The organism is Tessaracoccus luoxuelianae (assembly GCF_054483915.1).
Genome location: NZ_CM137013.1, coordinates 46,472 through 72,820, shown reverse-complemented (window position 1 = coordinate 72,820; position 26,349 = coordinate 46,472). Strand labels below are relative to the sequence as shown.

Annotated in this window: 23 protein-coding genes and 1 pseudogene; 15 read left to right on the top strand and 9 right to left on the bottom strand. The window is 69.1% G+C overall.

Annotated elements, in window-relative coordinates:
* Positions 1 to 674: 674 nt before the first annotated feature.
* Positions 675 to 3,770 (bottom strand): S8 family serine peptidase, encoded by a 3,096-nt coding sequence (locus tag ACX1D1_RS00335; RefSeq protein ID WP_459055438.1) that lies wholly within the window; start codon positions 3,768 to 3,770, stop codon positions 675 to 677.
* A gap of 164 nt (positions 3,771 to 3,934) precedes the next feature.
* On the opposite strand from ACX1D1_RS00335, the gene ACX1D1_RS00330 reads away from it, so the two are divergent.
* Complete coding sequence (locus tag ACX1D1_RS00330) at positions 3,935 to 5,002, top strand: LLM class flavin-dependent oxidoreductase (protein WP_459055437.1); 1,068 nt, start codon at positions 3,935 to 3,937, stop codon at positions 5,000 to 5,002.
* Between the two features lie 10 nt (positions 5,003 to 5,012).
* Here the strand turns inward: ACX1D1_RS00330 and mnhG are convergent, their stop codons facing one another.
* Genes mnhG through ACX1D1_RS00300 form a run of 6 tightly spaced genes read right to left on the bottom strand, consistent with a single transcriptional unit; the run spans position 5,013 to position 11,288 of the window.
* The gene (gene mnhG / locus ACX1D1_RS00325; RefSeq protein WP_459055435.1) at positions 5,013 to 5,387 is read right to left on the bottom strand and encodes a monovalent cation/H(+) antiporter subunit G; all 375 of its coding nucleotides are present in this window, start codon (positions 5,385 to 5,387) and stop codon (positions 5,013 to 5,015) included.
* Entirely contained in the window at positions 5,384 to 5,704 is a 321-nt protein-coding gene (locus tag ACX1D1_RS00320; RefSeq protein WP_459055433.1) for a monovalent cation/H+ antiporter complex subunit F, read from the bottom strand. Before ACX1D1_RS00320 ends, mnhG begins: the two co-directional genes overlap by 4 nt.
* A 1-nt stretch (position 5,705) precedes the next feature.
* Positions 5,706 to 6,296, bottom strand: a complete 591-nt coding sequence (locus ACX1D1_RS00315; RefSeq protein WP_459055431.1) for a Na+/H+ antiporter subunit E — start codon at positions 6,294 to 6,296, stop codon at positions 5,706 to 5,708.
* Complete coding sequence (locus tag ACX1D1_RS00310) at positions 6,293 to 7,846, bottom strand: Na+/H+ antiporter subunit D (RefSeq protein ID WP_255443456.1); 1,554 nt, start codon at positions 7,844 to 7,846, stop codon at positions 6,293 to 6,295. The genes ACX1D1_RS00315 and ACX1D1_RS00310 overlap by 4 nt, the downstream gene beginning before the upstream one ends.
* On the bottom strand, positions 7,843 to 8,271 hold the full coding sequence (locus ACX1D1_RS00305) for a Na(+)/H(+) antiporter subunit C (protein ID WP_182798924.1): 429 nt from the start codon (positions 8,269 to 8,271) through the stop codon (positions 7,843 to 7,845). The genes ACX1D1_RS00310 and ACX1D1_RS00305 overlap by 4 nt, the downstream gene beginning before the upstream one ends.
* On the bottom strand, positions 8,268 to 11,288 hold the full coding sequence (locus ACX1D1_RS00300) for a Na+/H+ antiporter subunit A (protein WP_459055430.1): 3,021 nt from the start codon (positions 11,286 to 11,288) through the stop codon (positions 8,268 to 8,270). The genes ACX1D1_RS00305 and ACX1D1_RS00300 overlap by 4 nt, the downstream gene beginning before the upstream one ends.
* A gap of 167 nt (positions 11,289 to 11,455) precedes the next feature.
* Here ACX1D1_RS00300 and ACX1D1_RS00295 point away from each other — a divergent pair, with 167 nt between their 5' ends.
* On the top strand, positions 11,456 to 12,625 hold the full coding sequence (locus ACX1D1_RS00295) for an ATP-binding protein (protein WP_459055428.1): 1,170 nt from the start codon (positions 11,456 to 11,458) through the stop codon (positions 12,623 to 12,625).
* 43 nt (positions 12,626 to 12,668) lie between these two features.
* Here the strand turns inward: ACX1D1_RS00295 and ACX1D1_RS00290 are convergent, their stop codons facing one another.
* Positions 12,669 to 13,457 carry a deoxyribonuclease IV gene (locus ACX1D1_RS00290; RefSeq protein WP_459055426.1) on the bottom strand — a complete coding sequence of 263 codons (789 nt, stop codon included), beginning with the start codon at positions 13,455 to 13,457 and terminating at the stop codon, positions 12,669 to 12,671.
* A 56-nt stretch (positions 13,458 to 13,513) separates the two neighbouring features.
* On the opposite strand from ACX1D1_RS00290, the gene ACX1D1_RS00285 reads away from it, so the two are divergent.
* The 13 genes and pseudogenes from ACX1D1_RS00285 to ACX1D1_RS00225 form a co-directional block, all read left to right on the top strand.
* Positions 13,514 to 15,304 (top strand): AMP-dependent synthetase/ligase, encoded by a 1,791-nt coding sequence (locus ACX1D1_RS00285; RefSeq protein WP_459055425.1) that lies wholly within the window; start codon positions 13,514 to 13,516, stop codon positions 15,302 to 15,304.
* Entirely contained in the window at positions 15,301 to 15,633 is a 333-nt protein-coding gene (locus ACX1D1_RS00280) for a hypothetical protein (protein ID WP_459055423.1), read from the top strand. The genes ACX1D1_RS00285 and ACX1D1_RS00280 overlap by 4 nt, the downstream gene beginning before the upstream one ends.
* A gap of 45 nt (positions 15,634 to 15,678) precedes the next feature.
* On the top strand, positions 15,679 to 16,056 hold the full coding sequence (locus ACX1D1_RS00275) for a rhodanese-like domain-containing protein (RefSeq protein ID WP_182781359.1): 378 nt from the start codon (positions 15,679 to 15,681) through the stop codon (positions 16,054 to 16,056).
* Position 16,057: 1 nt separating this feature from the next.
* Entirely contained in the window at positions 16,058 to 16,807 is a 750-nt protein-coding gene (locus ACX1D1_RS00270) for an SGNH/GDSL hydrolase family protein (protein ID WP_182781360.1), read from the top strand.
* 265 nt (positions 16,808 to 17,072) lie between these two features.
* A complete protein-coding gene (gene rpsF / locus ACX1D1_RS00265) occupies positions 17,073 to 17,360 on the top strand; it encodes a 30S ribosomal protein S6 (protein WP_182781361.1) in 288 nt (95 codons plus the stop codon).
* A 157-nt stretch (positions 17,361 to 17,517) separates the two neighbouring features.
* Complete coding sequence (locus ACX1D1_RS00260) at positions 17,518 to 18,069, top strand: single-stranded DNA-binding protein (protein WP_182781362.1); 552 nt, start codon at positions 17,518 to 17,520, stop codon at positions 18,067 to 18,069.
* A 98-nt stretch (positions 18,070 to 18,167) separates the two neighbouring features.
* Complete coding sequence (gene rpsR / locus ACX1D1_RS00255) at positions 18,168 to 18,407, top strand: 30S ribosomal protein S18 (protein WP_182781363.1); 240 nt, start codon at positions 18,168 to 18,170, stop codon at positions 18,405 to 18,407.
* Between the two features lie 17 nt (positions 18,408 to 18,424).
* A complete protein-coding gene (gene rplI, locus ACX1D1_RS00250) occupies positions 18,425 to 18,871 on the top strand; it encodes a 50S ribosomal protein L9 (protein ID WP_182798916.1) in 447 nt (148 codons plus the stop codon).
* 87 nt (positions 18,872 to 18,958) lie between these two features.
* Positions 18,959 to 19,159 carry a hypothetical protein gene (locus ACX1D1_RS00245; RefSeq protein ID WP_459055421.1) on the top strand — a complete coding sequence of 67 codons (201 nt, stop codon included), beginning with the start codon at positions 18,959 to 18,961 and terminating at the stop codon, positions 19,157 to 19,159.
* A gap of 59 nt (positions 19,160 to 19,218) precedes the next feature.
* The gene (locus tag ACX1D1_RS00240) at positions 19,219 to 19,545 is read left to right on the top strand and encodes a plasmid stabilization protein (protein WP_459055420.1); all 327 of its coding nucleotides are present in this window, start codon (positions 19,219 to 19,221) and stop codon (positions 19,543 to 19,545) included.
* A gap of 79 nt (positions 19,546 to 19,624) precedes the next feature.
* Positions 19,625 to 20,518 (top strand): oxygenase MpaB family protein, encoded by an 894-nt coding sequence (locus ACX1D1_RS00235; RefSeq protein WP_459055419.1) that lies wholly within the window; start codon positions 19,625 to 19,627, stop codon positions 20,516 to 20,518.
* 42 nt (positions 20,519 to 20,560) lie between these two features.
* Positions 20,561 to 21,586, top strand: a complete 1,026-nt coding sequence (locus tag ACX1D1_RS00230) for a Gfo/Idh/MocA family protein (RefSeq protein ID WP_459055418.1) — start codon at positions 20,561 to 20,563, stop codon at positions 21,584 to 21,586.
* Positions 21,587 to 22,206: 620 nt separating this feature from the next.
* Positions 22,207 to 23,229 (top strand): annotated as a pseudogene (locus ACX1D1_RS00225) (integrase core domain-containing protein); the annotation flags it as partial.
* A gap of 770 nt (positions 23,230 to 23,999) precedes the next feature.
* Here the strand turns inward: ACX1D1_RS00225 and ACX1D1_RS00220 are convergent.
* Positions 24,000 to 26,327 carry an ATP-binding cassette domain-containing protein gene (locus ACX1D1_RS00220; protein WP_459056604.1) on the bottom strand — a complete coding sequence of 776 codons (2,328 nt, stop codon included), beginning with the start codon at positions 26,325 to 26,327 and terminating at the stop codon, positions 24,000 to 24,002.
* Between the last annotated feature and the right edge of the window lie 22 nt (positions 26,328 to 26,349).

Sequence of the window (26,349 nt, the reverse complement as noted above, 5' to 3'; positions counted from 1 at the left end):
GCCGGGAGCCTCCCGCTCCGTGAGGAGATCGGCGCGCGAAGCGCCGTACCCCCCGCTCCCTGAGGAGATCGACGCGCGAAGCGCCGTCGGTCGTCTCGAAGGGTCGTGTCGCAACGGTCCCGGTGGTCGGAACCACCGTCTGTGCGGTGACCCGGGAGCCGAGGCACGGGCGGCCGTTGTCCACCCATCTTGGTGTGTGTGACGGTCGGGCCGTCGCCGGGTAGTGAGGCCGCCCGTGCCTCGTCTCCCGTCTCCCCGCATACGTCCCGCTGTTGCCCTTCCGGACCCGGGTGCCGACCGGCAGGGCGGCGTTGGCTTGGGTTGGTCCTGGGCGGCATGCCAGCTGAGCGACCCTCGCCTTGGGCACCGCTGCGCAGTGCCGCCCTGCCGTTCCCCACCCTTGTGCGCGGCGACCCTGCCAGGTCCCCGCTGGCCGAGGGCTGCGGCTGTCCGGAGCCTAACTGTCACGTCTGAGGTCGTAGTCGATGCCAGACTTGCCAATCAGGGAGTGTGGGCCGTTCGCTCCCCACCCGACAGCTCGGTGAGCCGCACCCGTGCACCGCTCCCTGAGGAGATCGGCGCGCGAAGCGCCATCGATCGTCTCGAAGGGTCGTGGCGCAACCGTGCCGGTGGAGCCTGGACGGGGCTGCCGCATCTGAGGTGAGCCGGAAGGCCTACTTGACCCGAATGAGCGACGCCTCCTTGCCGGCCGGGTCGTCGTACGACACCACCATCAACCCCAACGGCTTGAGGGCCGAGAAGGCCGCCGGATTCTTCGTCAGGGGCACGCTTGCCTTGCCCCCGGCCGCGACCTCGACGTATCCGCCGTCGTTGAACGGCTTCGCGGTCGCGTCGTACGTCGCCCTGCCCGGGAACTGGTCGAACGCGTCGCCGTTGAAGGACACGACGGTGTAGCTGAAGGCGCCGTCGATCCCCAGGTCGCTGGCGAAGACGGGCATGAGCACCGTGCTGGAGTTGGTGGGCGACACGGGAAGGAAACCTGAGCCGGTGATGGCCCTCGTCTCGAGGTCGTAGATGAAGCCCCAGTTGTCCCCGTTGTGGTCGCCGGTGAGTATCGCCCCTGCGTCGTAGCCGAACAGCACGACGTCGTCGGTGCCGTCCCCGTCGGTGTCGATCGGGATGTCGAACTCGATGCTGGCGGCGTTGCTGTAGCGGTCGTGCGTCGATACGGCGAACACCAGGAGGTCGTCCTCAGGGGCACCCTCCAGGTCGACCCGCGGCACCCGGAACGACTGGACCCCCGCTGCCTGGAGGTCGAAACCGCCGCCGATGCGCTGGTCCTTACGGTCCTCCAGGCCCCACGTGTACAGGTCAGCGTCACCAGCGGTGACAGCACCCATGTTCGACACCGCCAGGGTGGCCTGCGTCTGCGGGCCGTTCAGCGAGCCCCTCACAGTCGCCGAGACCTTCGTCGAGGGCCGCGGTACCAGGAGCGCGCCCACCCGCAGGGTGTCATCGCTGCTGGTGAGCACCACGTTGCCGGAGACCTCGGCGAGGTTGGCCTGGGTGGCGCCGACCGAGGCTGGTACATCCGTGGCCTTCACCGCGAGGGTCATCCTCACCGTCGCGGTCCCCCCTGCAGGCACCGCGACACTCTTCCTGTCGAACGTGACCTTTGCCGGCAACGACTCGGCCGTCTTTTCGTAGCCGACGGTGTATGTGCGGGCGGAAGTGCCCTTGTTGACGACGGTGACTGTCCTGGTCGCGGTGAAGTCCCTCGCCACCTCCGCAAAGCCGAAGCTGAGCGTGGACTCCTGGAAGGCGCCCCTGCCCCTCGCCGAGTCGCCATAGGCGAAGGTCTCGGTGTTCACCAAGCCGGCCGGATCGACGAGGCCCCCGCCGAGCGTCAGGCGGTAGCCCGCCACCTCAGCGGGATCCGCAGTCGAGACGAGTGCGGCCGAGACATCCTGGCCGGACCACTCCGGGTGGGCCTGAACGCCTAACGCCGCGACACCCGCGACGTGCGGGGCCGCCATCGACGTGCCCGAGAGGATCGCCGCTCCGCTCCCGGACCCGACGGCGGCCGAGGCGATCGACACACCGGGGGCCGTCACAGTGGGCTTCAGCGCCGAGTCGCCGCCGCGTGGGCCCCCTGAGCTGAACGAGGCATAGTTCTCAAACCCCGGATTCGCGAGATCCTTGGGGCTGATCGTCAAGCTCTCCACCGCCCGCAGAGCATTTCCGGCGGACTTGCGGACGCCGAGGAACGGGACGGTGACGTCGTACTTCACGAGGGGGTCGGTCTCGGGGATCTCGGTGATCGGACCCTCGAACGGGGGCAGCGAGTCGTCGGTGTTGACCATGACGACGGCGTCGAAGCCGGCCATCTGGCCATAGGCCGCGCGGGCCACCCGGGCGCAGACTCCGCGGGTCGTGACTGCGATCGTCGCGGCGCCTCCATTCGCCGTGGAGTGGGCATCGACATACGTCTCGGGAGTGCAACCCAAGGACTCGTCCACCGCCGTGGTGGTCGGGTCGTCCTGAAGGACGACCACCTCGTAGGGTCCCGGCGGAAGGTCCGCCCCATTCGCATTGATTGCTTCGATGGTCGCGTCGCCGAGGTTCAGGTCAGCTCCGGGGAAGGACTCGGTGGAGTCATTGGCCGCCACGCTGATCACCCCGTTGCCCGCGCCGGGAGAACCGGCCAGGTACGGGTTGGCGCCGGCGTTGCCCGCGGAGGCCACCACAACGATCCCCCTGGCAGCGGCGTTGCTGGCCGCAACCGAGGCCGGGTCGTCGGCGTTGCCGTAATCGGATCCGAGCGACATGTTGATGACGTCCATGTCCGCCTCAACCGCCCAGTCGATGGCCTCGACCGTAAGGTCCGTGGAGCCCTGGCAGCCGAACACCTTCAGCGCGTACAGGTCCACCTCGGGCGCCACGCCGGGCCCGACGCGGAAGGCGCCCTCGGCCGTCGTGGCGTCATAGGGTCCGGTGTAGGGCGAGCCGTCCTCAGTCACGCCGCCGCCGCCGGCGGTGCCGGCCACGTGGGTGCCGTGGCCGCTGCAGTCGATGGGGTTGGCGTCGGGCTTGGGTGTCGAGTTGGCCGGGTCGCTGGCGTTGTAGGAGTCGCCGACGAAGTCCCAGCCACCCTTGACCCGCGGAGCGGCGTCGCCGATCCAGGCTCGGTTCGTCGTGTTGTCGGCGGACGCGGCCGCAAAGGCCTCCGGTGTCCCCGGGCCGCCGAAGGTGGCGTGGGTGTAGTCGATCCCGGTGTCGATGATCGCCACCTTGACGCCCGCGCCGGTGTACCCGTTGTCCTGCCACACCTGATCGACGCCCAGGTAGGGGACGGAGGTGAGGGTGGTGGGATCGTACGTCTGCACCCGGTGCACCGCCTTGACCCCAGGCAGCGCCTCCACCGCAGGGAGGTCCTTGCGCGCCACCGACACCTTGATGCCGTTGTAGGCCGACTGCACCTGGGACCGCACCTGGGCCCCAAGCTTGCTGAGGGCAGGCTTCAGCTGGTCCTGCTCAGCCTTGCGCTGGGCCTTGAGGGAGTCCCGCTCCGCCTTGGTGAGGGGCCGGGTGGAGGCGGCGTCCACGACGGCGACGGGGTCCGACGCCAGCTCGACCATGACGGTCACCTTGGCCTCGCCGTCGGCGGAGACGGGCACGAAGTCTGAGGAGATCTGGCCGCCGTCCACGCGCTCGAACCGGTCCAGTGGGTCTTCCGGGGCTGCCTGTGCTGTCGCGGGGACTGCCACGGCGAGCAGTGCGGTGAGGGCTACGGCGCCGACCTTTTTCATGCGTTCCGCCAAATCACTAGGGGAGATAGTGCTGGCCGTCACACTATGAGCGCTGTCTGGGCGAGTCAATGAACGAAGTCGCGCGGTGGATGAAGTGGAGGGGCATCCCGGGCGGGACAGTCCAGGAGGGGCGCGGGCTCGGGGGGCGCATAGGCTCGGGACTCATGCGCCTCTCCGTCCTCGATCTTCTCCCCGTCCGCCGCGGCCAGAGCACCGGCCAGGCCCTCCGCGCGGGCAAGGCCCTGGTCGACGCCGCGGACCGCCTCGGCTACACCCGCTACTGGGTGGCGGAGCACCACAACGCGACCTCCGTGGCGTCGACGTCCCCCGCCGTCGAGCTCATGTACCTCGGGCAGGGCACCTCCCATATCCGGCTCGGGTCCGGCGGCGTGATGCTGCCCAACCACGCCCCGCTCGCGATCGCCGAGCAGTTCGCGCTGCTGGCTGCCGTCTACGGCGATCGGATCGATCTGGGCATCGGCCGCGCGCCCGGCACGGACCCCGTCACCTCAGCCGCGATCCGCGGTCACCTCGGCGGCGGGCAGTTCGTCGACGCGGCGGGCCGGCCGATGGATCCTGTACTGGAGTTCCCGCGCAACGTCACCGACATCCTCGCCCTGCTCAGCCCCGGGGGCGCCGAGATCCGCCTCCGCCACGGCCAGACCTACACGCTGCGTGCCGCGCCCACCTTGGAGGCGGCGCCGCAGGTGTGGCTGCTCGGCTCCAGCGACTACTCGGCTGAGCTCGCGGCCTCCCTCGGGCTTCCCTACGTGTTCGCGCACCATTTCTCGGGCCGCGGCACCCAACGCGCCCTCGACCTCTACCGCGGCGGCTTCCAGTCGGGCGGGCAAGAGCTCCGCCCGCGCACCTTCGTCAGCGTCAACGTGTGCGTGGCCGAAACCGCGGACGAGGCATGGGATCTCTCCGAGCCCCATCAGTACCTCATGGCCTCACTGACCACCCGCGGAGGCATGGACCCGCAGCCGCACGTCGGCGACGAGGTGCGAGCGTTGTTCACTGATGACCTCCGCGCCGCCGTCGCGCCCGCCGTAGCCAGCTGGGCGGTGGGCGACGTGGCGCAGGTCCGCGACCAGCTGCTGGCCACCGCCGACGAGTTCGGGGTGGACGAGATCATGGTGCATCCAGTGGCGGGCGCCCGCAACGGCGACCCGGCCGATGCCTGGCCGGCCAAGCTCCGCGGCCTGGAGCTCCTGGCCGAGGCACTGTTGTGAGCTGACCCGCTCAGCGGGTGCTCTCCGGTGGGCGGGTGTATCCCGCCTGCTCGAGGTCCTCCGTGAGGTGGTCGACCAGCAGCAGGTCGTCCTTGATCAGCCCGGCGCGGTAGGCGCCGCGCGCCACCAGGCTCGCGGACACAGGCGCGGTCAGCAGCTGCAGCACGATGACGAGCAGGCACAGACCCACCGCCCACCAGGTGCGCAGGCTGAGCGTGATGCCCACCGTGACCGAGATCAACCCCAGCACCTGGGGTTTGGTGATGGCGTGCATCTTTCCCAGCACGTTGGGGAAGCGCACCAGCGAGACGGCGGCGCCGAAGCACAGCAGCGCGCCCGCCAGCACGAACAGCGACGCGATGAGGTCGAAGATCTCGTCTGTCATTGGGCCCCCTTCCGCCCTCGGTTGGCGCTGTAGTGACGCCGGGTGGCCATCCGGTCGGCCACCATCCGCGCCACCGACACGGCGCTGGTGAAGCCCAGCATGGACAGCAGCACCAGGATGAGCACCTCCGTGGAGCTGTCGGACCACACCGTCCACAACCCCAGCGAAGCCACGACGACGGCCACGATCAGGTCCGCGGCCACGGAGCGGTCCAGCTGGGTGGGGCCCTCGGCGATCCGGTTGGCCCCGATGATCGCGGAGACTGTGAGCACCACGGCCGCGACACTCAGGATCACGTCTGTGAGCACTTGAACCATGTCACTCCTCCATCCGGGGGGACGCGTTGACGGGGTGGATGAGGCACGCGGCGTCGAAGGCGGCGACCTCCTCGTCGGAGCCGAAGGCCCGCACCACCCGCGACTCGACGGCCATGGCCATGTGCTGCACCCTGTCGAGGGCCGCGTCGTCGACCAGCTCGAGGGCGTGCATGTAGAGCCGACGGGGCTCTCGGACCACCTCGATCACCACCGTCCCCGGCACCAGCGACAGGATCTCGGCCACCTGGACCTGGTACAGGTCGTCGTCGGTGTGGAGGTCCACGCGCACGATCCCGGCGTGGAGGTTCACCTCCCGCTGGAAGGCGAGGCGCAGCAGGCGGACCGACGAGACCACCAGGTCGTAGAGGAGGTGCCAGGTCAGCAGGGCGAAACCGACGGGGCGGAACCGGCCCTGCCAGAAGATCGGGGGCAGCGGGAACATCACGCCGATGATCCAGCCCAGCGCGATGCCCGAGATCAGCGCCAGCGGGGACGCGCTGCCCCAGGCGAGGACCCAGACGCCTGCCATGCCGAACACCGACAGCGGCCGGAACCTGAACCGTTGGCGCCACGGGGTGGTGGACTTCATCATCGCAACCCCTCGGGGAGGACGGCGACGATGTACGACCCGTCGCGCAGCGCGGCGGCGGCGGCGTGCGTGTACTCGTACAGCGGGCCGGCGAAGGCTGTCAGCGCCAGGCCGAACGCCACCAGCGCCATCGTGGCGCCCACCTGGAGCGGCGGCATGGGCCGGGTGTCGTCGTCGATGAGCTCGTCCAGGTCCTCGTTGAGCCGCTCCGACTCGGCGCGGCGATGCTCGGCCGGGGTGACGCCCCAGAACGCCCGGTTCCACACCTTGGCCATGGCGATCAGGGTGAGGAGGCTGGTCACCACGCCGCCGGCCACCACCGCCCAGGCCAGCGCGCCGCCGTGGGCGGCCCCGGCCTGAAGCAGGCCGAGCTTGCCGATGAACCCCGAGAAGGGCGGGATCCCGGCCAGGTTCATGGCCGGGAGGAAGAACAGGACGGCCAGCAGCGGAGCCACCTTCAGGAGCCCGCCGAGGCCCTCCAGCGACGACGTGCCGCCGCGACGCTCGATGAGCCCGGTGACGAGGAACAGGGTGGCCTGGATGGTGATGTGGTGGGCCGTGTAGAAGATGGTGGCCGCCATCCCCGCGTCGCTGCCGAGCGAGATGCCGAAGATCATGAATCCGATGTGGCTGACGAGGGTGAAGGAGAGCATGCGCTTGATCTCCACCTGCGCGATGGCGCCCAGGATGCCGACCACCATCGTCAGCAGCGAGGCCACCATCAGGACGTCGTTGACCGGTGACGACGGGAACAGCAGCGTCTCGGTGCGGATGATGGCGTACACGCCCACCTTGGTGAGCAGGCCCGCGAAGACCGCGGTGACGGGCGCGGGCGCTGTGGGGTAGGAGTCCGGCAGCCAGGACCCGAGCGGGAACATCGCCGCCTTGACGGCGAAGGTGACGATCAGAAGCACTTCGAGCAGTAGCTGGACCGGCTCGCTGAGGTCCCGCAGACGCACCGCCAGATGTGCGAGGTTGACCGTGCCCGTGGCGGCGTAGACCGCCGAGATGGAGATGAGGAACAGCGATGAGCTGAGCAGGGAGACGATCACATAGGTGGTGCCGGCGCGGATGCGGTCTCCCGTGCCGCCCAGCGTGAGCAGCACGTAGGAGGCGAACAGCAGGATCTCGAATCCCACGAACAGGTTGAACAGATCCCCGGCCAGGAACGCGTTCGACACGCCGGCCATCAGCAGCAGGAAGGTGGGGTGGAAGATCGACACGGGGGTCTCGCGGCGCACCTCGTCGCTGTCCTGGCCGGTGGCGAAGAGGAGGACGCACAGGGCCACCACCGATGCCACGAACAGCATCAGGGAGCTCAGCCGGTCCGCCACCAACGCGATGCCGAGCGGCTCCGGCCAGTTCGCCAGCCACAAGGCGATCGGCCCCACCTGATGCGTGTGCCAGATCAGGATGCCGGCCACCACGACGATGCCGGAGAGGCTGAGTACCGAGACGATGCGCTGGGTGGCCGGGCGCCGCGGTAGCGCCAGGGCGACGGCGGCGCCGAAGATGGCCAGCAGCACCGGCACGGGGAGCAGGTTCTCCATCATTCGCTCACCACGTCCTCGCCGGTGTCGGAGAAGGTGGTGTCCTCGTAGGACTCGGAGGCCACATCCGCCTCGGCGAGCCGCCGGATGCGGGCGTCCTCGACATCGTCGGCCACCTCGTCGTGCCCGTGCAGCTGGAAGCTGCGGTAGGCGACGGTGAGCACGAACGCCGCGACCGCCATGGTGATGACGATGGCAGTGAGGACCATCGCCTGCGGCAGCGGGTCCGAGGTCTGATCAGGATCCGCCAGTCCGACGATGGGCGCGGCGCCCGGTTCTCCGGCGGCGACGATGAACAGGAGGTTCACGCCGTTGCTGGCCAGCAGGACGCCGAGCAGGATCCTGGTCAGGGAGCGCTCGAGCAACAGGTAGACGCCGGAGGCCACCAGGATGCCCGCGGTGACGGCCAGGACGAGGTTGGCTGTCATCGCAGCTCCTCCCCGCGTCGGGTGTGCCGGGTGTGGCGCGGGGAGTCGTCGTGCGCGTCCGGCCGGCCGCGGTCCTCGGCGGTTCCGCCGTGCCGCGCCGGAAGCGCGATGGTGGAGTCCGGGAGCGGCATGGGGGCCAGCTGGTCGCTGGCGTGCTGGTCGATTCCCGAGCCGAGGCTGCGGACCACGTCGAGCAGCATGCCCACCACCACGAGGTAGACGCCCAGGTCGAAGATCGTCGACGACACGAGGTGCACCTCACCGAAGAGGGGGAGCGCGCCCCACGGCGTGGAGAGCGCGTCCGGGCCCGGCACGTCCCAGTAGTACTCGTAGCTCTCCAGCACCTTGCCGCCGAAGAGCACCGGGACGACGGCGGTTCCCAGCAGCAGGAACAGGCCTCCGCCCAGTAGGCGGCCGGCGTCGAACGGGGCGGCCTCGTCGAGCTCGTGACGCCCCGCCGCCAGGTAGCGGATGATCAGGGCCATGCCCGCCACCATCCCTCCGGCGAAGCCGCCGCCGGGGGAGTTGTGGCCGGCCAGCAGGAGATAGACCGACAGGATGATCATCACGCCGAACAACAGCCGGGTGATCACCTCGAAGACCAGCGACCGGACCAGGGGGGACAGCGTCTGGCCCGCCCGCAGCCACACCCCCGGAGCGGTGTCCGACATGGGGGCGTCCTCGCGGTCCTCGAAGACCTCGTCGGTGCGCGTGACCGACCCCACGCGGGAGCGGAGGAAGATCAGCGAGGCGACGCCGGTGGCCGCGATGACCAGCACCGCGATCTCCCCGAGGGTGTCCCAGGCGCGCGTGTCGACCAGGGCGACGTTGACGATGTTCTTGCCGTAGCCGATCTGGTAGGCGGCCTCGTACCAGGCGTCGGACACCGGATCGGCCACCCGGGCGCCGGCTGCCACGATCGCCACCAGGGTCACCGTGGTCCCCACCGCGGCGGCTACAAGCACCCGCCACCACCGGGTGGAGCTGAGGGGCCGGTTGGTGAAGTAGCGGGGCAGTTTGCGCACCACCAGCACGAACACCACCAGCGTGACGGTTTCGACGAGGACCTGCGTGAGGGCCAGATCGGGGGCGCCTGCCATGGCGAACATCAGCGCCAACCCGTAGCCCGTGACGCCGACCAGGAGGACGCCGCGGATCCGGCCCCGCGATCCTGCGGCCAGGACGGCGGCGGTGATCATGACGGCCGCCACCAGCAGTTGTGCCCAGTGGTCGAAGACCCGGATCTCGGGCCAGAGGCGGACCCGGAGCAGCGCGTAGCTGGCCAGGGTCACCAGGGTGACGAGGATGGTGCCCAGGTAGATCGACAGCGATCCGCGCTGGGAGCGGGCCGTGACCTCGACCGACACCCGGTCCAGGTTGTGCATGGAGCGGTGGTAGAACTCCTCGGCCGTGGTGACCTGCGGGAACGTGGCCTGGATGCGGGCGATGCGCTCACGGAACACGAAGAGGGCAACACCGGCCACCAACGCGACGATCGACATGATCAGGGGCGGGGTGAAGCCGTGCCACAGCGCGAAGCCGTGGCTGGCCTTGCCGGTGGCGACGGTGCGGGCGTAGGGGTCAAGCAGATCAGTCAGCTGGGGGCCGAGGAACCCGCCGATCAGGGACAGCAGGCCCAGGAACATCGGCACGGCGGCGATCCCGACGGCGGGCCGGTGCCAGGACAGCTCCGGGGCGCCGTCCTTGGACGCGAACGCCCCCCACCACCAGCGCAGCGAGTACGCCGCGGTGAGCGCTGAGCCGAAGACCAGCGCGCCGGCCAGGGCGGCCGCGGCCAGCGGGGTCACAGCCTCCACGTCCCCGGAGACGAGATATTGGATGGACTCGAAGGCGGCCTCCTTGGCGACGAACCCCACCAGCGGTGGCACCCCCGCCATGGACAGCACGGCCAGCCCGCCGAGGGCGGCCAGCCACGGCACCCGGTACCCCACGCCGCTGAGCTCGCGGAGGTCGCGGGTCCCGGCGGAGTGATCGATGATGCCCACGCACATGAAGAGGGTGGACTTGAACAGGGCGTGCGCGATGACCATCCCGAGCCCGGCGAGGGCGGCCGCCTCGGTGCCGAGCCCCACCAGCAGGACCAGGAATCCGAGTTGGCTCACCGTGCCGTAGGCGAGGAGGAGCTTGAGGTCCGTCTGGCGGAGGGCGCGCCAGCCGCCCAGGATCATGGTGATGATGCCCAGCAGCATGATGGTAGGCCGCCACCACGGGACCGACGCGAAGGCGGGGGCGAGGGCGGCCACCAGGTAGACGCCGGCCTTCACCATGGCGGCGGCGTGCAGGTAGGCCGAGATGGGCGTCGGCGCGGCCATAGCGCCGGGCAGCCAGAAGTGGAACGGGACGAGGGCGGACTTGCTGAGCGCGCCCACCAGCATCAGCAGCGCGCCGACGGTGGCCAGCGTGCCCGTCGGCGGCTCCGCCAGGATCTCCTGCATGGACAGCGTGCCGGAGGTCTGCCACAGCGCGACGATGCCCACGAGCATGGCCAGTCCGCCGGTGGTGGTGACGATCAGCGCGGTCTGCGCGGCGCCGCGGTTGGCCCGACGGGTGGGGTCGTGGGCGATGAGCAGGTAGGAGAAGATCGTGGTCAACTCCCAGAAGATGTAGAGCACCACCAGGTTGTCCGCGGTGACCAGCCCCAGCATCGTGCCGGCGAAGATCGTCAGGATGGCCGCGGACCGGGCCACCGTCATGCCGTCGAAGTACCACCGGCTGTAGAGAAGGACCAGGGCGCCGATCCAGGTCACGATCATGGCGAGCACCCACTGGAGCAGCCCGATCCGGAGCGTGAGGTCCACGCCCAGCAGCGGGATCCACTGATAGCTCTCGAGGTATTCCCCGCCGGCGACGACGGTGGGGGCGAGGCTGGTGAGCCACACGGCCGCGGCAAGGGGGCCCAGCATCAGCACGAAGAAGGAGCGGGCCCCGAACCAGCGGACGAAGAGTGGTGCGAGCGCGCCGAGCACCGCGTGGGCGGCGATCAGTGCGAGAAGCACGCCAGAACTCCCGTCTCCTTGGGTTCGTGGTGGCGGGGTCAGTCTATCGGGCGCACAAGGCCTCCGGTGATGCCGGAACATCGACATCGGCGAGGTTTATAGCCATCTGTGGGCCTGTATAAGTTCTTGATACATTGGGACATCAATCGATACACAGGGAGGTCGTCGTGGATCCAGTGTCGAATCCGTACTCGCCCGGGGCGGGACGCCTTCCAGCGGCGCTGGTCGGACGCGGGACGCAGCTGGAGGCCTGGGACGTCGCGCTCAGAAGAATCACTATCGGGAGGGACGCCCAGTCGGTTGTCCTCTATGGGCTCCGCGGGGTGGGCAAGACGGTGCTGCTCACCCAGTTCGCTCGAATGGCCGCCGAACGGGGCTGGATCGTGGCCCAGATCGAGGCGAAATCCGGGAGGTCTGTGCGTGACATGGTGGGCGAGGCCCTCCATGACAATCTCGTGGACCTGGCGAAGCCCGGTGTGGGCGCCAGGGTGTTGAAGGCATTGAAGACCGCCCTGAGTTTCAAAGCCTCGTACGACCTCACGGGCACGTGGAACTTCGGGGTCAACCTCAACGACAGCCCAGGCGGAGGCGCGGACACCGGGACGTTCGAGTCCGATCTGGGGAAGCTACTTCGGGACCTCGGTGGCGCTGCGGAGGAACAGGGGGTTGGTGTGGCGGTTCTCGTCGATGAGGCCCAGGACCTACCCGACGAGGAACTGATCGCGTTGTGTTCCATCGTCCACGCAGCCAACCAGCGGCAGGACCGCCTCGTTCTCGCACTCGCCGGGTTGCCGAGTCTCCCACGCAAGCTCGCGGAGGCGAAATCCTACGCCGAACGACTCTTCAACTACCGAACAGTCGATGCGCTCGCCGATGACGACGCCGCTGCCGCACTGGTGACTCCCGCCGAAGCAGAGGGTGTGGGGTGGGACGAGGCAGCCATGAACCACATCGTGATGGCGGCGAGCGGCTACCCGTACTTCCTTCAGCAGTTCGGTCAGGACACGTGGAACGCGACGGAGCTGCCTCCGATCACCCTGCCAGACGCGAAGTTAGGGGTGGCGATCGGTCAACTCGCGCTCGACACGGGCTTCTTTCGGATCCGCTGGGATCGGGCCACCAGCGCGGAGAAGGAGTACCTGAAGGCCATGGCGGTCAATGGTGATGGTGGGAGCAGCTCGGGTGAGGTGGCCGCTCGCCTGCGGAAGAAGACCACCGCCCTCGGGCCCGTGCGGGCCAACCTCATCAACAAGGGTCTGATCTATTCGCCGGATCACGGGGTGGTGGCGTACACGGTCCCCGCCATGGCCGAGTTCGTGAAACGGCAGGCCCGGTAGCCCAACCCTGCGGCCGGACGCCGTAGCGGGAGCCGCCCTGATCTCAGAGGCGTCCGCGCAGCCAGGCGAGGTCCAGAGCTCGTTCGGGGACCCCGCCCGGGGTCTCAAGGAGGGTGACGGTGTCCGCCTCCCGCACGAGGGCGGCCAGGGTGTCGCCGTCGATCAGCCCCTGACCCAGGTTGGCGTGCCGGTCCGCGCCGCTGCCCGCCTCGTCGCGGGAGTCGTTGCAGTGCAGCACGTCCACCCGGCCGGTGATCGCCTTCACGCGCCCGAGCAGCCCGTCGAGCTCCAGGCCGGCGGCGTGCGCGTGGCAGGTGTCGAGGCAGAAGCCCACCCGGTCCGCGTTCGGCGAGCCCGAGAGGGCGTCCCACAGCCGATCGATGGCCTCCAGGTGCCTGGCCATCGCGTTGCCGCCGCCGGCGGTGTTCTCGATGAAGATCGGCACCTTCAGCTCCAGCGCGTCCACACACTTGCGCCAGTTGGCGAATCCGACCGCCGGGTCTTCGTCCGCGGTGACGTGGCCTCCGTGGACCACCACGCCGATGGCGCCGACGGCGGCGGCCTCCGTGACCGTCTGCTGCAGCAGCTTGCGCGAGGGGATGCGGATTCGGTTGTTGGTGGAGGCCACGTTGAGGGCGTAGGGGGCGTGGACGACGATGCCGACCCCGGCGGCCTCCGCTGCGGACTTCAGCGCAGCGGCCCCGCCGTCGACCAGGGTGGCGGGCTTCTTCCAGCTCTGCGGGTCGCCCAGGAAGATCTGAACCACGTCCAGGCCGAGCGCGGCGGCGTCGGACAGCGGATCGGTGGAGTCGACGTGTGCGCCAAGTTTCATGCGCCCAGGCTAATGGCCTGAGTAGCCTGGGCACACAGGCCGTCGAGGGAGTCACCATGCCGCAGATCAACCACGTCGTCACGCGTCTTCGCGCCGTCGTCGCGCTGCACGGGTCGCGCACCGCCACCCGCATCCGCGAGGGGGACCGCTGGGTCACGCAGACGTACACCCAGTTCCAGGACAAGGTCAACCGCGTCGCGCAGGGGCTGCTCAACCTCGGCGTCGAGCCCGGCGGCCGTGTCGGGATCTTCCTCGCCAATCGGCCGGAATGGTCGGAGATCGACTTCGGGGCGGCCACCGCCCGCGCCGTCCCGGTGCCGTTGTACGCCACCTCCACTCCTGAGCAGATCAGCCACATCGCCGCCGATTCGGGACTCACGGTGATGTTCGTCGGCAATCAGAGCGAGTGTGAGCGCGTCCTGTCTGTGGCCGACGAACTGCCGGACCTGGCCCACGTCGTGATCCTCAAGCCCTACCCGGGGATGCCGGAGAGCGTGACGAGCTACGCGGACTTCCTGGCCGAGCCAGACCACGGCGCCGTCGAGGCCCGCTTCGCCGAAGCCAGCGGCGACGACCTCGCCTCGATCATCTACACCTCGGGGACCACCGGCAACCCCAAGGGCGTGATGCTGCAGCACAGCGCCTTCGTGACGCAGAGCGACGCGCTGGACAGCTTCTTCAACATCCAGCCCGAGGACCACTCCTTGAGCTTCCTCCCGCTCTCGCACGCGCTGGAGCGGGCGTGGACCTACGTGGTGCTGCTGCACGGGTCCATGAACACCTATGTGGAGAACGCGCGGACCGTGGCCGAGCAGATGGTGCTGGCGCAGCCCACCATGATGGTCAGCGTGCCGAAGCTGTTCGAGACGGTGTACGCCACTGCCCACGCGAAGGTTGAGTCGTCCGCGGCCAAGCGGCAGATCTTCGCCTGGGCGCTCAAGGTGGGCCGCCACAACCAGTACGCCTACCGCTCCGGCAGGCGCCCCAGCGCCCTGCTGCGCACCCAGCTGGCGCTGGCGGACAAGCTGGTGCTGGGCAACGTCCGCGCGGCTCTCGGCGGGCCCAAGACCGTCCTGGCCTGCGGCGGGGCGCCGTTGCGCCCGGAGATCGAGGAGTTCTTCTCCTCGGTGGGACTCCCCATCCAGCAGGGCTACGGGCTGACGGAGACCTCGCCGCTGATCTCGTTCAACGCGCCGGACGACTTCAAGGCCGGCACCGTCGGCAAGGTGCTCCCTGGCGGCGAGCTGCGGATCGGGGACCTCGGCGAGATCCTCTACAAGGGCCCCAACGTGATGCTCGGCTACTGGAACGCCCCTGAGGCCACGGCCGAGGTGCTCATCGACGGGTGGCTGCACACCGGCGACGTCGGCTATGTGGACACCGAGGGGTTCCTCACCATCACGGATCGGCTGAAGGACATCATCGTCACCCTCGGCGGGAAGAATGTGGCCCCCCAGCCCATCGAGGGCCTCATCCTGTCGGACCCCCTCTTCGAGCACGCCGTGCTCCTCGGCGACAACCGCCCCTTCGTCACGCTGTTGGTGAAGCCGTCGCTGCCGCACGTGGAAGCCCTGGCCAAGACGCGCGCGTGGCCCGGCGAGGTGCACGACTGGCTCGCCAGCAACGAACTGCTCGAGGAGCTCAAGAAGCGGGTCGACGAGATGACGGCGAAGCTGCCCAGCCAGGAGCGGCCGAAGGACACGCAGGTACTCAACGAGGAGTTCACCATGGACAACGGCCTCCTCACGCCCACCCTGAAGGTGCGCCGCCGCGCGGTCGAGGCCCGGTTCAAGGCGCTCGTCGACGAGATGTACGCCCGGATGGAGGCCCGGCGCGCGCAGCCGTGACGAGGACGCACCGTCGCCCCTGGTGGGCCACCTGGCCGGGGGCGTTGACCATGGCGGCCGCTTCGCTGGCGATGGCGGCCTGGGGCATCGTCGCGCTGCTCGGCACGGCGCTGCTCCCTGACGACGGGGGCGTGGGCGTGGACTTCGAGGTCGCGGGGCCGGGGATGTTCACCCGTGGGGTGGCGCTGACTGTGGGTGTCGCGGCGCTGGCGCTGCCGGTGCTGACCGGCCGCTGGGCCCGGAAGCGGTGGGCCGGCTACCTGCTGCTCGGGCTGGGGCTCAGCGCCCTCGTGGGCGCGGTCGGGCTGGTGATGTTCGGCATCCTGTGAGGCGGCTGACTTGGCTGCCCGACGCCGAGGGAGCACCATATGCCCATGGGATTGCTTGACTTCCTCGGGAAGCGTTCGCCCGGCCTCTCCGTCGAGGAGACGCTGATGGCGCTCAGTAAGGGCGCGGTGCTCATCGACGTGCGCACCCAGGTGGAGTACGAGGCAGGCCACGCGCCGGGCGCGCGTCCGGTGGACCCGAAGGCCCTGCACGAGAACCCCCTGGACGCCATCCACGGCGACGACCCGCTCGCGGAGCGCGACGGTGCGGTGATCGTCATCTGCGACAACGGCCTGCGGTCCTCGATCGCGGCGGCCGAGCTGCGGTCCAAGGGGCTGCTGGCGGAGTCGGTCGCGGGCGGGCTCCGCGCCTGGGCGAAGGACGGCAACCCGGTGCTGCCCGGCCCCTACCGCCGACGGCGCTGAGGTGCGTCCCGTCTGGGCGGCGCCCTTCGTCGGCGGCGTGCTGGCCGGAGCGACGGCGTCCGCGCTGGCCACCCGTTGGCTCGAGGGGCGCCGCACCATCGACCGCCATGTCGAGGACTACCGCGCCCACTGGGGGCAGCGTCCCGAGGGGGCCGAGGGGTTGCGCTACGTGGCGCTGGGGGACTCGGCCGCCCAGGGCGTGGGCGCCACGGCCGTGACCCGCGGGTACGTGCCGAGGATCGCCGAGCGGCTGCGCACCGCCAGCGGCCGCGACGTTCTGGTCACCAACCTGTCGGTCTCGGGCGCCACCAGCGACGACGTGGTGCGCGACCAGCTTCCGCAGTTCGCCCAGCTGGGTTTCGTGCCGGACCTGGTGACCCTGGACATCGGCGGCAACGACGTCATCTACCCCGGGCACAACGCCGCCACGTTCGAACGCAGCCTGGAACAGATCCTCGCGGCGCTGCCCGCGGGGAGCTTCGTCGCCGACGTTCCGTGGTTCATGGTGCCGGTGCTCGGGGGGCAGTCCCAGCGGATGTCGGTCCTGGCCGCGGCGCTGGTGGAGCGGCACGGGCATCACCTGGTGCCGCTGCATCGGGTGTCGCGGCAGACCGGCATGCTCGGCTATCACCGGCACACCGCCGGCGACTTCTTCCATCCCAACGACCGCGGTTACGAGGGGTGGGCGGAGGCGTTCTGGGGGACGATCGTGGCCAGCGGGCGCTTGGAGCAGTTGCGCGTCGCTGATTGATCCGGTCCGGTCTCGGATTCTGGTCCTCCGGGGGAGGGCGTTGAGCAAATGGCACGGGTCGTGGAGCCGGGCCGGGGGAGCTTGAGCGTGGGCGCATCGTTGAGCCCTGCCATTTGCTCAACGCACCCCTCCGGCGGGGACCGGCGATTTCCCCCGTGCAGTGCCGACGGGTAACCTAGGCGGTCGGCTGACATCCGAAGTCAGTCATGCCCTCCTGCCGCGGGACAGACCCGTGGCCGTTAGTCCGAAGGAGGTGGGGCTGAGCATGCGCAAGTATGAAGTCATGGTTCTCATCGATTCTGAAGTTGATGAACGCCTTGTTCCCGCGCTCGTCGATAAGCATCTCGAAGTCATCACCAAGGGTGGTGGCACCGTCGACAACACCGACCACTGGGGTCGTCGTCGTCTCGCTTACGACATCAACAAGAAGTCCGAAGCGATCTACGCCGTGCTGCAGATCACCGCGGAGCCCGCGATCGTGTCCGAGATGGATCGACTCATGTCCATCGACGAGCGGATCGTGCGCACCAAGGTGCTGCGTCGCGAGGACTGAAAGTTATCCACAGCCTCTGTGCAGACTGAGAAAACTCGGGGCGATCAGCCAAGAGTGAAGGCAGTCGCACCAGGCGCAGATCCGGCACCGAGTGTCGGAGGGGCGCCGTAAGGTAGCAGAGGCAACCCAAGTCCGATATCGGAAGGCACACACAGACATGGCAGGCGAAACCCCCATCACGCTCATCGGCAACCTCACCGCCGATCCCGAGCTTCGTTTCACGCCCAATGGGGCGGCCGTCGCGAACTTCACGGTCGCGTCCACCCCCCGCACGTTCGATCGTCAGACGAACGAGTGGAAGGACGGCGACGCCATGTTCCTCAACTGCTCCGTGTGGCGTCAGTACGCCGAGAACGTGGCCGAGTCCCTGCAGAAGGGCACCCGCGTCATCGTTTCCGGTCGGCTGAAGTCGCGCAGCTACGAAACCCGCGAGGGTGAGAAGCGCACCGTGTTTGAGGTAGATGTCGACGAGGTCGGTCCGGCCCTTCGCTATGCCACGGCCAAGATCACCCGTACTCAGGGCGGCGGCGGTGGCGGTAGCTGGCAGGGCAATCAGGGCGGCGGTAACGCCCAGGCTGGCGGCGGTGGCGGACAGCAGTCCGATCCGTGGTCCGGCTCCGGAGCAGCCGGTGCACCCAGTGCACCCGGCGGCAACCGCGGCGGGAACGATCCCTGGGCACAGTCCCAGCCGGAAGAGCCCCCGTTCTGATCCATCCGCTTAACTAGCCCGCCTGGGCTAGCTGGCACATTCCGTCGCAAGACGGGCTTTCACGGGCGGCAAGCCCGGGAGTAAAGGAGAGCACCACAATGGCCGGTCCACAGCGCAAGCCTGTGAACAAGAAGAAGATCCTTCCGGTAAAGAAGACGCGGGTCGCAAACGTCGATTACAAGGACGTCAACCTGCTCAAGAAGTTCATTTCTGAGCGTGGGAAGATCCGCGCCCGCCGCGTCACCGGGCTGTCGGTTCAGGATCAGCGCAAGGTTGCCATCGCCGTCAAGAACGCGCGTGAGGTGGCCCTGCTGCCCTACGCGTCGACCGCTCGCTGAGCGCAGGAGGAGAAACAATGAAGCTCATTCTGACCAGCACCGTCGACAAGCTCGGCATCGCCGGGGACGTCGTTGAAGTCAAGGACGGCTACGGCCGCAACTTCCTGCTGCCACAGTCGAAGGCGATCCGCTGGACCCGTGGCACCGAGAAGCAGATCGACGGCATCAAGCGGGCGCGTGACGCCCGTGAGGTGCGTGGCGTCGAGCACGCGCAGGAACTGCGCGTCCAGCTCGAGGGCCTCACCGTCTCGGTGGGGGCACGGGTCTCCGATCAGGGTCACCTGTTCGGTTCCGTCACCTCCAGCGACCTCGCGGTCGCCGTCAAGAAGGCCGGCGGCCCCACGATCGACAAGCGCACGGTTTCGTTCGCGAAGCCGGTCAAGTCCGTCGGCACGCACACCGCCGCTGTCAAGCTGCACCAGGCTGTCACCGCGTACGTTCCCTTCGAGGTCGTCGCCCAGTGATCTGAGGCAACCCACAGCAGAGAGCCCCGGTTTCGGCCGGGGCTCTCTCGCTTTTCGGGGCATGGGGGCAGGCTCTAGGGTTGGGGGATGAGCGCCCGATTCCTCACCACGTGGCCGTGCCAGGACGCCTGCGGCACCGTTGAGACCGACGAGCGGGTCGAGGGCGCGCCCGTGTACCGATGCCCCGGCTGTGACACCTCCTGGATCGAGCTCAATGAGCGCACCGAGCCCGCCGACGATACGTCCTCCCGCGTGAAGCAGCAGCATCACCAGAACAACAGGGCCTAGGGGGTGGTGCTTGAGCCCTCCGCCGCGTAGCGTGGATGGCTCGAAGGAAGGGGCCCGTCATGCCCCAGGAGGCATGGAGCGACAAGCGCGAACGCCAGTACGAGCACATCAAGGACGGCCTCCTCGAGCGAGGCGAGGCTGAGGACACGGCCGAGGAAATCGCGGCCCGGACCGTCAACAAGGAGCGGGCCCGCGCAGGTGAGGCCAAGGAGTCCAGCCGGCTCTCGCGGGAGGACATCTCCTCAGGAAGACGAGGCGGCCTCCGCTCCCACAAGGGTCCGGGTGGCCGCACCAAGGCCCAGCTCTACAACGAGGCCAAGGCAATGGGGGTCAGGGGCCGCTCAGCCATGACGAAGGCGGAGTTGCAGCGCGCCGTCGACGGCTGAGGCCCACCCAGGCGCTCCCAGTCGCCACCCCCAGCGACTGGACTCCGGAGAACCGGCCGCCCGACGTATTCTCGGAGCCATGCACAGCCCGCTTGAGCGCACCCGCCTCCTGCTCGGCCGTACCCTGCGCAGCCGCGTGGCAGGTGAGGACGCCGACGAGAAGGCCCACTTCATCTGGCAGGTCGACGGCGAGCGGTGGCACACACCAGAGGACGTGATCTGGCACGTCAACGGGGACGCGGCCATGTACGCGGGCGGGATCCGTTCCCTTCTCCTGCAGACTCTGCACCCCGCCGCGATGGCGGGTGTCGCGGGGCACTCCGGCTACAAGTCGGACCCGTGGGGACGCCTGCAGCGCACCTCGGAGTTCATCGCGATGACCACCTACGGCCCCATCCCGTCGGCGCGTGCGCTCATCGAGCGGGTCAAGGCCGTCCACGAGCGCGTTCGGGGGAAGGCCGACGACGGCACTCCATACCGGGCGTCGGACCCGCACCTCCTCGAGTGGGTGCACCTCACCGAGACGCAGAGCTTCCTGGCCAGCTTCCAGCACTTCGGGGACCGGAGGCTGAGCCGGGCGGAGGCCGACGAGTATGTGGCCCAGGCCGCGCCCGTCGGTGAGCTCCTCGGCGCCGTCGACCTTCCCCGGACCGAGGCGGACCTGCTCGCGGCTCTGGAGCGGTACCGACCCGAGTTGCGCGCCTCGGCAGCCGCCGTCGACACCGTCACGTTCCTCCTTCGCCACCCACCCATCCCATGGCCCGCCCGTCCCGGGTACTGGATGCTGGCGGCAGGCGCCATCTCGACGCTACCCGTGTGGGCGCGCCGGGAATTGGGGCTCCCGACGAGCCGCTGGTTCGACAGGTTGGTGGGCTTGCCCTGCGGGCGGTTCGCCACCGCCGTCGTGCGATGGTCGCTGACGCCCGAGAGCCGGTCGGGGCGCTGGGCGCGCACCGGCGCCGCGTCCACCTGATCCCGCCCACCGTCGCGGGGATTGACCGGGCATACTGCCGCCATGAGGATCGGCGTGGTGGGATACGGCATGGGTGGCAGGATCTTCCATGCCCCCTTCATCCAGGCGGCAGAAGGACTTGAGCTCGCGGGCGTGGTGACACGCAACCCGGCCCGGCGGGCCGAGGTCGCAGCGGACCTTCCGGGGGTCCCGGTGTTCGACTCCATGAGCGCCCTGCTGGACTCCGGCGTCGACGCCGTCACCATCACCACTCCGCCTGAGACGAGGCGGGACCTCGTCCTCGAGGCGGCCGAGCGGGGCGTCGCGATCGTCGCGGACAAGCCCTTCGCCCCCAGCGCCCAGGATGCGCGCGAGCTGGTTGCCGACGTCGAACGCCTCGGAGCCCCGCTGGCCGTGTTCCACAACCGGCGGTGGGACACCGACGTACGGACCCTCAAGGCGGTCCTCGACGCCGGCGAGTTGGGCACGCCGTGGCGGGTCGAGTCCCGCTTCGACCTCGACGAGCCCTCCACGCTCGACCCCGGCCCGACGGGCGGACTCCTGCGCGACCTCGGCACGCATCTGGCGGATCAGCTGCTGTGGCTGTTCGGCCCCGTGGACCAGGTCTACGCCAAGCTGGACTGGATGAACATGCCGGAGGGGCTCACAGACGCGGGGTTCTCCGTGGTCCTGCGCCACACCTTGGGGGTGAGCTCGACGATGCGTGCCAGCAAGGCTAACCACCTCGTCGCCCGCGAGCTGCGCGCTTACGGCAGCGCGGGAAGCTATGAATCGCAGATGAGCGACGTGCAGGCCCAGGCGGTGTTCTCCGGCCGCCGCCCCGTCGACGAGGGACAGGCGTGGGGCTACGAGGCCGAGGAACGATGGGGCGTGCTGCACACCGCGGCGGGGGAGAGGCGGGTGCCGTCGGAGCGCGGTGCCTACCAGGACTTCTACTCCCAGTTCGCGCGTGCCGTGGCCGGCGAAGGGCCGATGCCGGTGACCGGGGCCGACGCGATCCGGGCCCTTGAGGTGCTCGACGCCGCGCGGCAGAGCGCCCTTGAGGGCCGGTCGATCGAGCTTGGCTGACCAGCCCTCGGATGCAGGGGCGGAGCGGCCCCAGCGATCCAGAGATTGCTTGTCAGCTGGAGTTACGACCCTTCGAGACGGCCGCCGCCGCTCTGCGGGCGGCCCTCCTCAGGGAGCGAAACAGGGGCGGAGCGGCCCCAGCGATCCAGAGATTGCTTGTCAGCTGGAGTTACGACCCTTCGAGACGGCCGCCGCCGCTCTGCGGGCAGCCCTCCTCAGGGAGCGAAACAGGGGCGGAGCGGCCCCAGCGATCCAGAGATTGCTTGTCAGCTGGAGTTACGACCCTTCGAGACGGCCGCCGCCGCTCCGCGGGCGGCCCTCCTCAGGGAGCGAAACAGGGGCGGCCAAGCTCGGCCCCTGGGGGTCCCGCGTCGCGAAGGAAGCCTCGAAAGGTCGAGAACCCACGGCTGACAGCGAGGGTGGGGGACGGCAGGGCGGCGAGGTTCGGTTCCTGGGGGTCCCGCGTCGCGAAGGAAGCCTCGAAAGGTCGAAAACCCTCATCCGAGAGCAAGGGTGGGGGACGTGTTATGTCTGAGGACATCCCTGACAGTTCTGGGTCAGGACATCGCTGACAGTTCGGGGGGTCTTGGTCCTGACACTTCTGCGCTCTGATGGCCGGTGTGAAGAACGATCCTGTTGATCCCCGTGTCCGTCTCGCTATTGCCCGGTGGCCTGAGAAAGCGCCGCGGGGGGCGGTGTCCTCGTTCTGTGCGGAGCATGGGATCTCGCGGCAGTCGTTCTACGAGATCCGGCGGCGGGCGGTCGCGGAGGGCCCGGCCGCGGCCCTGGAGCCAAGGTCGCGGCGGCCCAGGACCAGCCCCACCGCGATCAGCGACCAGGCCAAGCAGGACGCGGTCGATGTCCGGGCCGCGTTGGAGCGCTCAGGGCTCGATCACGGCCCGATCAGCGTGTTCGACAAGATGACCACCCTGGGTCTGCAGCCGCCCTCGATCGCTGCGTTGTCGCGGATCTTCAGGGAGAAGGGCGTGGCCCGGCTCGAGCCGAAGAAGAAACCGCGGGCCGCGTATCGACGGTTCGTGTATCCGGCACCCAACGCCTGCTGGCAACTCGACGCGACGCAGTACGTACTGGCCCAGGGCCGCAGCTGCGTGATCTTCCAACTCCAAGACGACCACTCACGGCTCGCGGTCGCGTCCCTGGTCGCCACTGGTGAGACCAGCGAAGCCGCGTTGACAGTGGTCAAGAACGGCATCGCCGCCCGCGGGGTCCCGCAACGTCTGCTCACCGATAACGGGATGGCGCTGAACCCCTCGCGTCGCGGCTGGCACGGCCAGCTGGTCACCTACGTCACCGGCCTGGGCGTCCAGCCCATCACCGGCCGCCCCGGCCGGCCCACGACACAGGGCAAGAACGAACGATTCCACCAAACCCTGTTCCGCTGGCTCGACAAGCAACCCATCGCCGCCACGATCGCAGAGCTGCAGCATCAGGTCGACCAGTTCGACCACATCTACAACACCCAACGCCCCCACCAGGGACTGCCAGGCCGCCTCACCCCCCAGCAGGCCTGGGACGCGACACCGGTCACGGACCCGCCCAGACCCCACCCGACGCCCACCGAGATCACCATCCCCGAACCCGCCACCGCGACGCCACGACCCGCCACCACCGCGGCGGCGGCCACCGCCCCGACCGCCGGTCACATCCTCAAAGTCCGCGGCGGCGGCAGCGTGAAGGTCAAAAAGACGGCCTACCAGATCGGTAGCAACCACGCCGGCACACTCGTCCGAACCGCCATCAACGGCAACCGCATCGACTTCATCGACACCCTCACCGGCGAGGTCCTCGCCGAGCACCTCCTCGCCCCGCCCGGCACCCGCTACGTCAGCAACGGCCACCCCCGAGGCCCACGACGCCCACAAACGTCACCGATGTCCTGATACATCAACTGTCACCCATGTCCTGATGCACAACTGTCAACGATGTCCTGAGACATCACACAAGGGTGGGGGACGGCAGGGCGGCACTGCGCAGCGGTGCCCAACCCGACGATCACCCAACCGGCATCCCGCCCAAGCGGGCCCAACCCCAACGCCGCCCTGCCGGCACGCACCCGGACAGGACTACGCCACGAGCAGGACGAGTGCGGGGAGACGGGAGACGAGGCCCGGGCGGCCTCCACAACCCGACCACGAGCCCCGGCCGCGACGACCTCAAGAACATGAACAACGGCCGCCCGGGCCTCGACTCACGGCTCACCGCACCCGACACTAAGAATGCGTGAAGGTGACAGTCACAACCCTTCGAGACGGCCGCCGCCGCTCCGCGGGCGGCCCTCCTCAGGGAGCGATGGGGACGGGCCACGCCGCTCCGCGGGCGGCCCTCCTCAGGGAGCGATGGGGAGGGGCCCACGCCGCTTCGCGGGCGGCCCTCCTCAGGGAGCGCGGTATCGCTAGGCGCTCACGTAGGCGGACAGGTGCCGCCCGGTCAGGGTGGACCCGTCGGCGATGAGCTGACCAGGGGTTCCCTCGAACACGATCCGCCCTCCGTCGTGGCCCGCGCCTGGACCGAGGTCGATGATCCAGTCAGCGTGCTCCATCACCGCCTGGTGGTGCTCGATCACGATCACTGACTTGCCGGAGTCCACCAGGCGGTCCAGCAGCGCGAGCAGGTGCGCCACGTCCGCCAGGTGCAGGCCGGTGGTGGGCTCGTCGAGCACGTAGATCTCGCCCTTGTCCGCCATCGCGACTGCCAACTTGAGCCGCTGCCGTTCGCCACCGGAGAGGGTGGTGAGCGGCTGACCGAGGGAGATGTAGCCCAGGCCCACGTCGTTCAGCCTCACGAGGATGGCGTGCGCCGCCGGGGTCCTCGTCTCGCCCGAGCCGAAGAAGTCCAGCGCCTCGGTCACAGGCATCGCGAGCACGTCGGCAATGTTCTTCCCGCCCCAGCGGTACTCGAGCACGGCCTGCTGGAAACGCTTGCCCTCGCACTCCTCGCAGGGGGTGGCGACGGTGTCCATGAAGCCGAGCTCGGTGTAGATGACCCCAGCCCCGTTGCAGGCGGGGCAGGCGCCCTCCGAGTTGGCGCTGAACAGCGCGGGCTTGGTGCCGGTCGCCTTCGCGAACGCCTTGCGGATGGGCTCGAGCAGGCCGGTGTAGGTGGCAGGGTTGCTCCGCCGCGAGCCCTTGATGGCGGTCTGGTCGATGGTGATGGCGCCGGCGTCGGCAGGCATCGAGCCGTGGATGAGCGAGCTCTTTCCGGAGCCGGCCACCCCCGTCAGCACGGTGAGCACGCCGAGCGGGATGTCGACGTCCACCTCCTTGAGGTTGTTCGTCGACGCGCCCCGGATCTCCAGGGCGCCCGTGGGGGTGCGGGTGGTGTCCTTGAGGCGGGCACGGTCATCGAGGTGGCGGCCGGTGAGCGTGTCGCTGGCGCGCAGGTCAGCCACTGTGCCCTCGAAGCAGATCTCGCCGCCCTTCGTACCCGCCCCGGGGCCGAGGTCGACGACGTGGTCAGCGATGGCGATGGTCTCCGGCTTGTGCTCCACCACGAGCACCGTGTTGCCCTTGTCCCGCAGGGACTTCAGCAGCGTGTTCATGCGTTCGATGTCGTGGGGGTGCAGGCCGATGGTGGGCTCGTCGAACACGTAGGTGACGTCCGTGAGCGACGAGCCGAGGTGCCGGATCATCTTCACCCGCTGCGCCTCGCCCCCGGACAGGGTGCCCGACGGGCGCTCGAGCGACAGGTAGCCCAGCCCGATCTCGACGAACGAGTCCAGCAGGTGCTGCAGGTTCCTCATCAGCGGTGCGGCCGACGGTTTGTCGAGCCCGCGGATCCAGGCGGCGAGATCCGTCAGCTGCATGGCGCACGCGTCGGCGATGCTCACGCCGTCGATCTTCGAGGAACGGGCGCCCTCGGAGAGGCGGGTGCCGTTGCACTCGGGGCAGGTGTCGAACTTCACGGCGCGTTCGACGAAGGCGCGGATGTGCGGCTGCATCGCGTCCGGGTCCTTGGCCAGGAACGACTTCTGGATCTTCGGCACGAGGCCCTCGTAGGTGAGGTTGATGTTGTCCACCTTGATCTTGGTGGGCGCCTTGTAGAGCAGGTCGTCGAGCTCGCGCTTGGAGTAGTCCTTGATGGGCTTGTCCGGGTCCAGGAAGCCAGAGGCGGTGAAGATGCGCACGTACCACCCGTCGCCGGTGTACCCGGGGATGGTGAGCGCGCCGTCGTTGAGGGACCTGGACTCGTCGTAGAGCTGGGTGAGGTCGATGTCGGAGACGTTGCCCTTGCCCTCGCAGCGCGGGCACATGCCGCCGACAAGGGTGTAGGTCTTCGCCTCCTTCTGTACGCGCCCCGCCTTCTCCGTCTTGATCATCCCCGAGCCCGTCACCGAAGGCACGTTGAACGAGTAGGCCTGCGGTGAGCCGATGTGGGGCTGGCCCAGCTTGCTGAACAGGATGCGCAGCAGGGCGTTGGCGTCGGTCACCGTGCCGACGGTGGAGCGCACGTTGGCGCCCATCCGCTCCTGGTCCACGATGATCGCCGTGGTGAGGCCGTCGAGGTGGTCCACGTCCGGGCGCGACAGCGAGGGCATGAACCCCTGCACGAACGCGCTGTAGGTCTCGTTGATCATCCGCTGGGACTCGGCCGCGATGGTGCTGAACACCAGCGAGCTCTTGCCCGAGCCGGAGACGCCGGTGAACACCGTCAACCGGCGCTTCGGGAGCTCGACGTCGATGTCCTTGAGGTTGTTTTCGCGGGCGCCCTGGACGCGGATCATGTCGTGACGGTCTGCCGGGTGC

Coding starts and splice junctions, on each gene's coding strand:
- ACX1D1_RS00335 (WP_459055438.1), bottom strand. CDS start 3,770: ATGAAAAAGGTCGGCGCCGTAGCCCTCACCGCACTGCTCGCCGTGGCA.
- rpsR (WP_182781363.1), top strand. CDS start 18,168: ATGGCCGGTCCACAGCGCAAGCCTGTGAACAAGAAGAAGATCCTTCCG.
- ACX1D1_RS00290 (WP_459055426.1), bottom strand. CDS start 13,457: ATGAAACTTGGCGCACACGTCGACTCCACCGATCCGCTGTCCGACGCC.
- ACX1D1_RS00285 (WP_459055425.1), top strand. CDS start 13,514: ATGCCGCAGATCAACCACGTCGTCACGCGTCTTCGCGCCGTCGTCGCG.
- ACX1D1_RS00320 (WP_459055433.1), bottom strand. CDS start 5,704: ATGGTTCAAGTGCTCACAGACGTGATCCTGAGTGTCGCGGCCGTGGTG.
- rplI (WP_182798916.1), top strand. CDS start 18,425: ATGAAGCTCATTCTGACCAGCACCGTCGACAAGCTCGGCATCGCCGGG.
- ACX1D1_RS00315 (WP_459055431.1), bottom strand. CDS start 6,296: ATGATGAAGTCCACCACCCCGTGGCGCCAACGGTTCAGGTTCCGGCCG.
- mnhG (WP_459055435.1), bottom strand. CDS start 5,387: ATGACAGACGAGATCTTCGACCTCATCGCGTCGCTGTTCGTGCTGGCG.
- ACX1D1_RS00310 (WP_255443456.1), bottom strand. CDS start 7,846: ATGATGGAGAACCTGCTCCCCGTGCCGGTGCTGCTGGCCATCTTCGGC.
- ACX1D1_RS00245 (WP_459055421.1), top strand. CDS start 18,959: ATGAGCGCCCGATTCCTCACCACGTGGCCGTGCCAGGACGCCTGCGGC.
- ACX1D1_RS00260 (WP_182781362.1), top strand. CDS start 17,518: ATGGCAGGCGAAACCCCCATCACGCTCATCGGCAACCTCACCGCCGAT.
- ACX1D1_RS00240 (WP_459055420.1), top strand. CDS start 19,219: ATGCCCCAGGAGGCATGGAGCGACAAGCGCGAACGCCAGTACGAGCAC.
- ACX1D1_RS00220 (WP_459056604.1), bottom strand. CDS start 26,327: ATGATCCGCGTCCAGGGCGCCCGCGAAAACAACCTCAAGGACATCGAC.
- ACX1D1_RS00275 (WP_182781359.1), top strand. CDS start 15,679: ATGGGATTGCTTGACTTCCTCGGGAAGCGTTCGCCCGGCCTCTCCGTC.
- ACX1D1_RS00235 (WP_459055419.1), top strand. CDS start 19,625: ATGCACAGCCCGCTTGAGCGCACCCGCCTCCTGCTCGGCCGTACCCTG.
- ACX1D1_RS00305 (WP_182798924.1), bottom strand. CDS start 8,271: ATGACAGCCAACCTCGTCCTGGCCGTCACCGCGGGCATCCTGGTGGCC.
- ACX1D1_RS00230 (WP_459055418.1), top strand. CDS start 20,561: ATGAGGATCGGCGTGGTGGGATACGGCATGGGTGGCAGGATCTTCCAT.
- rpsF (WP_182781361.1), top strand. CDS start 17,073: ATGCGCAAGTATGAAGTCATGGTTCTCATCGATTCTGAAGTTGATGAA.
- ACX1D1_RS00330 (WP_459055437.1), top strand. CDS start 3,935: ATGCGCCTCTCCGTCCTCGATCTTCTCCCCGTCCGCCGCGGCCAGAGC.